Source organism: Microbacterium sp. K27, from assembly GCF_004794435.1.
Classification (GTDB): Bacteria; Actinomycetota; Actinomycetes; order Actinomycetales; family Microbacteriaceae; genus Microbacterium; species Microbacterium maritypicum_A.
This window is the reverse complement of sequence record NZ_SSDK01000012.1, coordinates 1-8,626: the sequence shown is the minus strand read 5'-3', so window position 1 is coordinate 8,626 and position 8,626 is coordinate 1. Positions and strand designations below refer to the sequence as shown.

The following is an 8,626-nucleotide window of genomic DNA, read 5'->3' as shown; positions in this document are numbered from 1 at the left end:
GGGGGGGGGCGGGGGGGGGGGGGGGGGGGGGGAGAGAGAGAGAGTGGGCGGAGCGTGGGGGTCAGTAGCCGACGGTGAAACGCTCGCGGTGGTGGTTGCCCTGCTCGATCTCGTCGACCACGGCGACGGCGAAATCGGCCCCGGAGATGTACGATTTGCCTTCGGCATCGCGGACGATCACATCGCCCCCGTCGCGATAGCGGCCGGTACGCTCGCCCTCCGCCCAAGGACCGAACACCTCAGCCGGATGGATGAAGAACCAGTCCAGTCCCGCGTCGGTCGCCTCGAGGAGCGCGAGCGAGTCGATCCCGACCTGCGCCTCGTGCTTGTACTCCTCGGGGAAGTCCTGATCGAACAGACGCGGGCCTCCGGGCGCCACCAGGCTTCCTCCGGCACCGCCGACCACGCCGAGACGGGTCGCCGTACCGGCGATCTGCTCGACGACGTTCGACAGCGCCTCGAGCGCACGGTCTTCCATGTCGCCGCGCGGAGAGAGCGCCGACACCACGGCATCCGCACCGACGAACGCGTCCGCGAGGGGCGCCAGGTCGAGCGCGGAGCCCTGCAGGTAGGCGGCTCCGGCCACCGGATCGGTCGGTTCCGAACGCGAGATCGCGATGACGGCGTGGCCACGACTCACCGCCTCCGTGACGATGTGGCGACCGGCGTACCCGGTCCCTCCGATCACGATGATGCGAGCCATGGTCAGCCTTCCCTCGGACGTCTAGATCTTCTTCGCGGCGCGGAGCGACGCGACCTGGTACAGGGCGACGGATGTCGCGATACCGGCGTTCAGCGACTCGGTGGCCGCGGAGATCGGAATCGAGACGATCTGGTCGCAGGTCTCGGACACCAGGCGCGACAGTCCCTTGCCCTCCGAGCCGACCACGATCACGACGGGACGATCGGCGAGCTGCAGCTCGGGGAGCGACACGTCGCCGTCACCGTCGAGACCGAGCACGAACACGCCCTGCTTCTTGAACTCCTTGAGCTGCGTGGTGAGGTTGGTCGCCAGCGCCACGGGGGTGCGGGCGACGGCTCCGGCGCTGGTCTTCCAAGCCGCCGAGTTGACGCCGGCCGAGCGACGCTGGGGAAGGATGACGCCCTGCCCGCCGAACGCCGCGGTGGAACGGATGATGGCGCCCAGGTTGCGGGGGTCGGTGATGCCGTCGAGGGCGACGAACAGGGGGACCTCTCCGCGGTCGATGACCTGCTCAAGCAGATCCTGCGGGTGCGCGTACTCGTACGGCGGCACCTTGATCGCGACGCCCTGGTGCACGCCGTCGAACCCGGCCATACGGTCGAGCTCCGGACGCGTGACCTCCATCACGGGGATGCCCCGATGCGTGGCGATCGAGAGCATCTCCTTCACGCGGTCGTCCATCTCGACGCGCTGCGCGATGTAGAACGCCGTCGCCGGAATCTTCGCCCGCAGTGCCTCGAGGACCGAGTTGCGACCCGTGACATTCTCGGTGTCGTCGCCCGCCTTGGCCTTCGGCGCACGGTTCCCCCCGCCACCGGAGCCCGGCCGACCGCCGCCGGGACGTCCCTTGCCGCCCGTGGCTGCCGCGTAGCGCTCGGCTGCGGCCTTGCGCTTGCCCGCGGGATGCCAGGCGCGGTCCTCCGCTTTCGGCGTCGGTCCCCGCCCCTCGAGCGCCTTGCGCCCGAGTCCGCCGGTGCCCTTGGTCGGGCCCTTCTTGTTTCCCTTGCTCGCGCCGGGGCGCCCTGGCTTAGCCATCGATACTCCAATGAGTTCCGGCCGGAGTGTCCTCCAGCGTGATTCCTGCGGCGGCGATCGCATCTCGGATGCGATCCGCCGCCGCCCAGTCCTTGTCAGCGCGTGCTTGGGCGCGCTGGGTGATCATCGTCTGGACGAGGGCGTCCAGAGCGGATTCCGAAGCGCCGGTCTTCGCATCGGAAGTGGGCGTGAGGCCGAGGACGGAAGTCATCGCCAGCACGGCACGCAGCGCGTCGAGCGCGGCGGTGTCCTCCCCCGCGTCCAGCGCTGCGTTTCCCGCACGCACCGTCTCGTGCAGCACCGCGAGCGCCTGGGGCACGCCGAGGTCATCATCCATCGCCGCTGCGAACGCGGCGGGGAGGTTCTGCGACAGGAAGAACCCGATGCCCTCTCCGGCAACACGTGCGGCGCGTTGCTGGAACGTGCTGATCCGGTTGAGAGCCGCCTCGGCCTCGGCCCACGACGAGTCGCCGAGGTCGAGGCTCGACCGGTAGTGGGCGGCGGCGAGTGCGTACCGCACCACCAGTGGATCGTGCGCGGCCAGCACATCGGCCGCCAACGTGAAGTTCCCCAACGACTTCGACATCTTCTGCCCGTCGACGGTCACGAGCCCGTTGTGCACCCAGTAGCGCGCGAAGCCGTCACCTGCTGCCGTCGACTGTGCGAGCTCGTTCTCGTGGTGCGGGAAGCGCAGGTCGAGCCCTCCCCCATGGATGTCGAACTCGGCGCCGAGATAGCGCTTCGACATCGCGGAGCATTCGATGTGCCATCCGGGCCGCCCGGATCCCCACGGCGACGCCCAGGTCGCATCGGCCGGCTCTTCGGGCTTGCTGCCCTTCCAGAGCGCGAAGTCCTGGGGGTTGCGCTTGCCCCGAGGGTCCGCATCCTCTGCGGCCTCCATGGCGTCGAGAGACTGATGGGTGAGCGCCCCGTACTCCGCCCACGAGCGCACGTCGAAGTACACATCGCCGGAGCCGTCGGGTGCCGGGTAGGCGTGGCCGCGTTCGATCAGGAGCGCGATGAGTTCCTGCATCTGCGGCACGGAAGCCGTGGCCCGAGGTTCGTAGGTGGGCGGCAGGATGCCGATACCCGCGTACGCTGCGGTGAACTCCTGCTCCATCCGGTACGCCAATGCCCACCACGGCTCGGAGGCCGTCGCGTTGGCGAGCACCTTGTCGTCGATGTCGGTGACGTTGCGCACGAACGTGACCCGACCGTGGCGGTACTCCAGCCAGCGGCGCAGCAGATCGAAGCTCAGAGCGGCCCGCACGTGCCCGATGTGGGGCCCCGACTGCACCGTGGGTCCACACACGTACATCGTGATGTTCTCGGGATCGAGAGGCACGAAGTCGCGCAGCTGCTGCGCGCGGGTGTCGTAGAGGCGGACTGTCACCGCTCAAGCCTACTCGGCGACCGCTGAGCGCCAGCCCCTGCAGCGTTATTCGCTGTCCGATGTGACGTTCGGCGACCGACCGGGAGGCCTCCTCCCCTGATCGTCAGCCTTCTCTGGGACCGGTGGGGATCACCGACGCGATGGCCGTCACTGCGATACCCTCGCCCCGCCCGGGGAATCCGAGCCCGTCCGTCGTCGTCGCGGTCACCGTCACCGGGGCGCCGAGGACAGCGGACAGAACGCCCTCGGCCTCTGCCCGTCGAGGGCTGAAACGCGGCCGATTGCCCTGGAACTGCACCGAGACGTTGCCGATGTCGAATCCGGCTCCAGCGAGGAGCTCGCGGGTGCGGGCGAGGAAGACGTCGGCGTGCGCACCGGCGTACTCAGGGTGCGAGGTGCCGAAGTGCTCCCCGATGTCGCCGAGACCCGCGGCCCCGAGGAGCGCGTCGACCATCGCGTGGGCGACGGCGTCTCCGTCCGAATGACCGGACAGCGGCTGCTCCCCCTCCCATTCGAGCCCGGCGAGCCACAGGTTCCCTTCGCCGCCGAAAGCGTGGACATCCGTCCCGATGCCCACGCGGGGGATGCCGGATGCTGCGGCTCTCGTACCGAGCAGATGCCGGGCGCGCTCCAGGTCGGCCGGGGTGGTGATCTTGAAAGCCCGCTCGGAGCCTCCGATGTACCGCACGGGATGACCCGCCGCAGCGAACAGCGCCGCATCGTCGGTGTACTCGGTGCCACCGTCGCGTGCCGCGGCGTACGCGGACTCGAGCAGCGTCCTCGGGAACCCCTGCGGCGTCTGCGCCGCGGCGAGTTCGGAACGGTCGACGGCGGCGACGACGACACCGTCCACGACCTTCTTGAGGGTGTCGACGACGGGCAGCGCCGGGATCACGCCGACATCTGCCGTCACCGACGCGGCGACCGCATCGATCTGCATCGGAGGGGTGAGCGCGCGCGCCGCATCGTGCACCAGCACCGTCTCGACGTCACCCCAGAGCGCGGCGAGACCCGCCGCGACCGACTGCTGTCTGGTCGCACCGCCCACGACCACACGCCCGAGGTCGGCCCGTTCGCCGGCGGCCTCTCGAAGCTCTGTCTCGGCGTCGCCCTCCCACCCTTCCGGGGCGACCACGATGACCTGAGCCGGGGCCGCGGCGAAGACGCCGTCGAGCGCATGGCGAAGGATGGGACGGGCATCGATACCGACGAAGGCCTTCGGGGCGCGTGCGCCCAGACGCGTGCCTGAGCCGGCGGCGACGACGATGATCGCGGTACGCGGGACGGGGAGGATGGTCACAGCATCACGTTACCGGCGAAGACGACGAAAGGCGGATGCCGAAGCACCCGCCTTTCGTCGTGGAACAGCTCAGGACGCGAGGACCTCGTCGAGCAGTGCGCCCGCCTTGTCCTCGTCGGTCTTCTCGGCGAGCGCCAGCTCGGAGATGAGGATCTGACGAGCCTTCGCCAGCATCCGCTTCTCACCCGCGGAGAGTCCGCGGTCCTGGTCACGACGCCACAGGTCGCGAACGACTTCGCTCACCTTGATCACATCGCCGGAGGCGAGCTTCTCGAGGTTCGCCTTGTACCGACGCGACCAGTTCGTGGGCTCTTCTGTGAAGGGTGCTCGCAGCACCTCGAAAACATGATCGAGGCCTTCCTTGCCGATGACGTCACGAACGCCGACCAGGTCGACATTCTCCGCGGGGACCTCAATGATGAGATCGCCCTGGGTGACGTTGAGCTTCAGGTATTTCTTCGCCTCACCCTTGATGATGCGCTCTTTGACCTCGATGATGGTCGCAGCGCCATGGTGGGGATAGACGACGGTCTCGCCAACCTCAAAAAGCATAAAAACGTGTCCTTTCGGCAACCTCAAGGATACCACAGGGGTCATGCGCTAAGGTTCGCGCCTCCGGTGCCGCAGGAGCCCTCACGACTTACGCATAGAATGGATGCGGATATCCCCGCCGGACCTCAGGAGGACCCGTGAAATCGCGCCTTGTTGCGTCTGCAGCCCTCAGCGCCCTCGTTCTGCTCGGTGCGACCGGGTGCACGTTCATCACCCCGCAGTCCACCAAGACCGAGTACGCCGCGTCCGACGGAGTGAACGTGTCCGACGCCGACGGCCCGATCGACGTGCGCAACGCCCTCGTGGTTGCCACCGAAGACGGGTCGACCGGAAACTTCGTCGCCGCCATCGTGAACCCCACCGAGGAGAAGGCGACCCTGACGATCACCGTCGAGGGCCTGGATCCGCTCGTCGTCACCGTCCCCGCAGGGGGCACGGTGAGCCTGGGCGCGGATGAGGAGCCGCTGCGCATCGTCGGCCTCGACACCAAGCCCGGCGCCACGGTGGAGATGCACTTCCAGTCCGGAGACTCCACCGGCGTCAAGACCGAGGTGCCCGTACTCGACGGCACTCTCCCGTACTACGCAGACCTGGTCCCCTCCGAGAAGGAGTCGACCCCTCGCCCGACGCCCCTGCCGACCGACACGGCAGCTCCGGCGCCCGCGAACTGACGCGTCACCGCATCGAGAAGAGGCCGGCACCCCCGCAGGGTGCCGGCCTCTTCTCCGTTCCGTCTGAGGATCAGCCTTCGAAGCGATACCCCAGACCTCGCACGGTGACGAGCATGACCGGCTCGCTCGGGTTCTCCTCGATGCGCGAGCGGATGCGCTTGATGTGCACGTCGAGGGTCTTGGTGTCGCCGAAGTAGTCGCTCCCCCAGACCCGGTCGATGAGCTGTCCGCGGGTCAGGACGCGTCCGGAGTTGCGCATCAGGACCTCGAGCAGCTCGAACTCCTTCAGCGGCATGTTGATCTGCGCGCCGGCGACGGAGACGGTGTGCCGGTCGATGTCGAGCGAGACCCGCCCGCCGTCGAGCACGCGCTCGTCGAGCTCACCCTCGGCCTGCACGACCCGACGCAGCACGGCACGCATGCGTGCGAGCAGCTCGCGGGACGAGTAGGGCTTCGTGATGTAGTCGTCGGCGCCGAGCTCGAGGCCCACGACGATGTCCACCTCGGAGTCCTTCGCCGTGAGCATGATGATGGGCACGGCCGAGGTGGACCGGATCTGTCGGCACACCTCGGTGCCCGGCATCCCCGGAAGCATGAGGTCGAGCAGCACGATGTCGGCACCGCGCTCCCGGAAAGCCGCGAGAGCGCCGGGGCCGTCCTCGGCGATCTCCACCTCGTAACCCTCACGCCGGAGCAGGTACGCGAGCGGGTCGGCGAGGTCGGGCTCGTCTTCGACGAGAAGGATTCGGGTCATGCTCTCTCTCCGTTTCGAACGCGCGCGGACGACGCGGCCTTGGCCGCCTTGCGCGCACGCTTCTTCTTGCTCTTCTTGCCCGCGTCGAGGTTGTCGGGGGCGTCGATCCGGGGAAGACGGATCGTGAACGTGGAGCCCCGGCCCGGACGGGACCACAGCCGCACCTCTCCGCCGTGCCGCTGCGTCGCGTGCTTGACGATGGAGAGCCCGAGACCGGTACCCCCGGTGCGCCGGGAGCGGGCTTCATCCGCACGGTAGAACCGTTCGAAGATGCGCTCGCGATCGGCTTCGGCGATACCGATGCCCTGGTCGGACACGGCGATCTCGACCACGCCCGCCTCCGCCCGCACGCCGACTCCGACGCGGGAGCCGCGGGGCGAGTACACGATCGCGTTGGCGATCAGGTTGCCGACCGCCTCGATCAGGATCTGCGCGTCGCCGCGCACGAACACCCCGCGGTCGCCTCCCCTGGCGAGCTCGACGCCGGCGGAATCCGCCTGCACGACATGGGCCTCGATCGAGGAGGCGATCACCTCGTCGATCGCGACGGGACCGACCTTCGTCAGGCCGTCCTCGGCCTGCAGCCGGGACAGGCTCATGATGCGCCCGGTGAGCTGCCCGAGTCTTCCGGCCTCGGCGGAGATGCGTGCGGCGAAGATGCGCACCTGCGCGGGATCGTCGGCCGCCGACTCGATGGCCTCGGCGAGAAGGCTCACGGCGCCCACGGGGGTCTTCAGCTCGTGACTGGTGTTCGCCACGAAGTCGCGACGCATCTGGTCGAGTCGCTCCTGCTCGGTGACGTCGCGGATGATCAGCAGCACCAGACGTGTGCCGATGACGCTGGCACGGGCCGAGACCAGACGGGGGTCGAGACTCAGTCCCCCACGTGTGATGCGCATCGACTCGGTGACGGAGCCGCCCGCTTCCCGGACGCCGCGCACCAGTTGGCGGAGCTCCTGGTGGTCGAGCGTCGAGCCGACCTCGATGCCGAAACGCGTCGCGGCCTGCGAGGAAGCCAGCACGAGGCCGGAGGTGTCGACGATCGCCGCGGCATCGTCCATGCTGTGCAGGACGTCGGTGATGCCGGCCGGGATCGCCAGCGACGTCTCCTCCTGCACCCGCGCCCGTGCACGGTATGCCCACACCACGAGGAGGGAGAGGCCGACGCCGATCACCAGCCCGATGGCGAGCGAAGACAGCGCGAGCTGCGGCAAGGTCATGACACAAGCGTAGAGTGCGTTCACCGTCCGTCCGGCGGGTTTCCGCGCCCTGGCGGGAACAGGAGAAGTACTATTCACGTGCTGGGCACCGTTCGTTAACCTTCGAAGCAGACAATCGCTTCGGGCTTGTGCGGGAGCACAGACCTGCTCTCGTGCGGACGACCCGCCGTCTCGCGCTGACACAGCCGAGATCCGAATGAAAGGTTGCGCCCCAACATGCGCGAAGTCTTCCACCAGTCCCTCGAGGACCTTCAGAATCGTCTCGTCGAGATCGCCGACCTCGTCACGGTCTCGATCGACAAGGCCACCAGGGCGTTCGCGACGAGCGACGTGGCCCTGGCCGAGGAGGTCATCGCCGACGACGCGAAGATCGACGAGCTGGCCGTCGCCCTCGACGAGCAGGCCATCGAGATCCTCGCCCGCCAGCAGCCGGTCGCCCGCGACCTGCGCATCGTGGTCACGGCTCTGCGCGTGAGCGCCTCGCTCGAGCGCATGGGCGACATGTCGGAGCACATCGCCCAGCTCGCCCGTCTCCGCTTCCCCGAGCGCGCCATCCCGAAGGGCCTCAAGGGCACCTTCGTGAAGATGGGCGAGCTCGACGTCGAGGTCGCCCGCACGCTCTCCGAGCTGCTGCGCACCCAGGACCTGCGCTTCGCCGACGCCATCCGCAACGCGGACGACGACGTCGACGAGCTGCACGCCACCGTCTTCGAGAAGGTGCTCAGCGACAACTGGAAGGGCGAGGCCACGGCGACCGTCGATGCCACGCTCGCCAGCCGCTACCACGAGCGCTTCGCGGACCACGCGGTGGCCGTCGCGAAGAAGGTCGTCTACCTCGCCACGGGCGATTGGGCCGTCGAGGAGGAGGACATCCCCCTCGCCGTCGAGCAGCAGGAGCTGGGCCAGCAGGAGTTCGGCCACGCCTGACCCGCACATCGAGAAACGCCGAAGCCCCCGATGCATATGCATCGGGGGCTTCGGCGTTTCGAGCGGAAGCT

9 protein-coding genes are annotated in these 8,626 nt (G+C 68.6%); 2 read left to right on the top strand and 7 right to left on the bottom strand.

All coding sequences use genetic code 11. The features are described from left to right. Positions 1–61 precede the first annotated feature (61 nt). From DW307_RS00125 to DW307_RS00105, 5 genes are all read right to left on the bottom strand, one after another. Positions 62–703 carry an NAD(P)-dependent oxidoreductase gene (locus DW307_RS00125; protein ID WP_021199086.1) on the bottom strand — a complete coding sequence of 214 codons (642 nt, stop codon included), beginning with the start codon at positions 701–703 and terminating at the stop codon, positions 62–64. Positions 704–724: 21 nt separating this feature from the next. Next, positions 725–1,738: a 23S rRNA (guanosine(2251)-2'-O)-methyltransferase RlmB gene (gene rlmB, locus DW307_RS00120; protein ID WP_136023619.1), complete on the bottom strand. Its 1,014-nt coding sequence runs from the start codon at positions 1,736–1,738 to the stop codon at positions 725–727. Next, complete coding sequence (cysS, locus tag DW307_RS00115; protein WP_136023618.1) at positions 1,731–3,131, bottom strand: cysteine--tRNA ligase; 1,401 nt, start codon at positions 3,129–3,131, stop codon at positions 1,731–1,733. Before cysS ends, rlmB begins: the two co-directional genes overlap by 8 nt. Before the next feature lie 103 nt (positions 3,132–3,234). After that, a complete protein-coding gene (gene ispD, locus DW307_RS00110) occupies positions 3,235–4,431 on the bottom strand; it encodes a 2-C-methyl-D-erythritol 4-phosphate cytidylyltransferase (RefSeq protein ID WP_029267220.1) in 1,197 nt (398 codons plus the stop codon). 69 nt (positions 4,432–4,500) lie between these two features. Beyond that, positions 4,501–4,983, bottom strand: coding sequence for a CarD family transcriptional regulator (locus tag DW307_RS00105; protein ID WP_017201416.1), 483 nt, complete (start codon positions 4,981–4,983; stop codon positions 4,501–4,503). Positions 4,984–5,120: 137 nt separating this feature from the next. On the opposite strand from DW307_RS00105, the gene DW307_RS00100 reads away from it, so the two are divergent. Further along, positions 5,121–5,654, top strand: a complete 534-nt coding sequence (locus tag DW307_RS00100; protein ID WP_029267222.1) for a restriction endonuclease subunit M — start codon at positions 5,121–5,123, stop codon at positions 5,652–5,654. Positions 5,655–5,724: 70 nt separating this feature from the next. Here the strand turns inward: DW307_RS00100 and DW307_RS00095 are convergent, their stop codons facing one another. After that, positions 5,725–6,408 carry a response regulator transcription factor gene (locus DW307_RS00095; RefSeq protein ID WP_021199091.1) on the bottom strand — a complete coding sequence of 228 codons (684 nt, stop codon included), beginning with the start codon at positions 6,406–6,408 and terminating at the stop codon, positions 5,725–5,727. Beyond that, positions 6,405–7,628, bottom strand: coding sequence for a sensor histidine kinase (locus tag DW307_RS00090; RefSeq protein ID WP_029267224.1), 1,224 nt, complete (start codon positions 7,626–7,628; stop codon positions 6,405–6,407). Before DW307_RS00090 ends, DW307_RS00095 begins: the two co-directional genes overlap by 4 nt. 216 nt (positions 7,629–7,844) lie before the next feature. Between DW307_RS00090 and phoU the strand changes: the two genes are divergently transcribed. Then, complete coding sequence (phoU, locus tag DW307_RS00085) at positions 7,845–8,555, top strand: phosphate signaling complex protein PhoU (RefSeq protein ID WP_021199093.1); 711 nt, start codon at positions 7,845–7,847, stop codon at positions 8,553–8,555. The last annotated feature ends 71 nt before the right edge of the window (positions 8,556–8,626 follow it).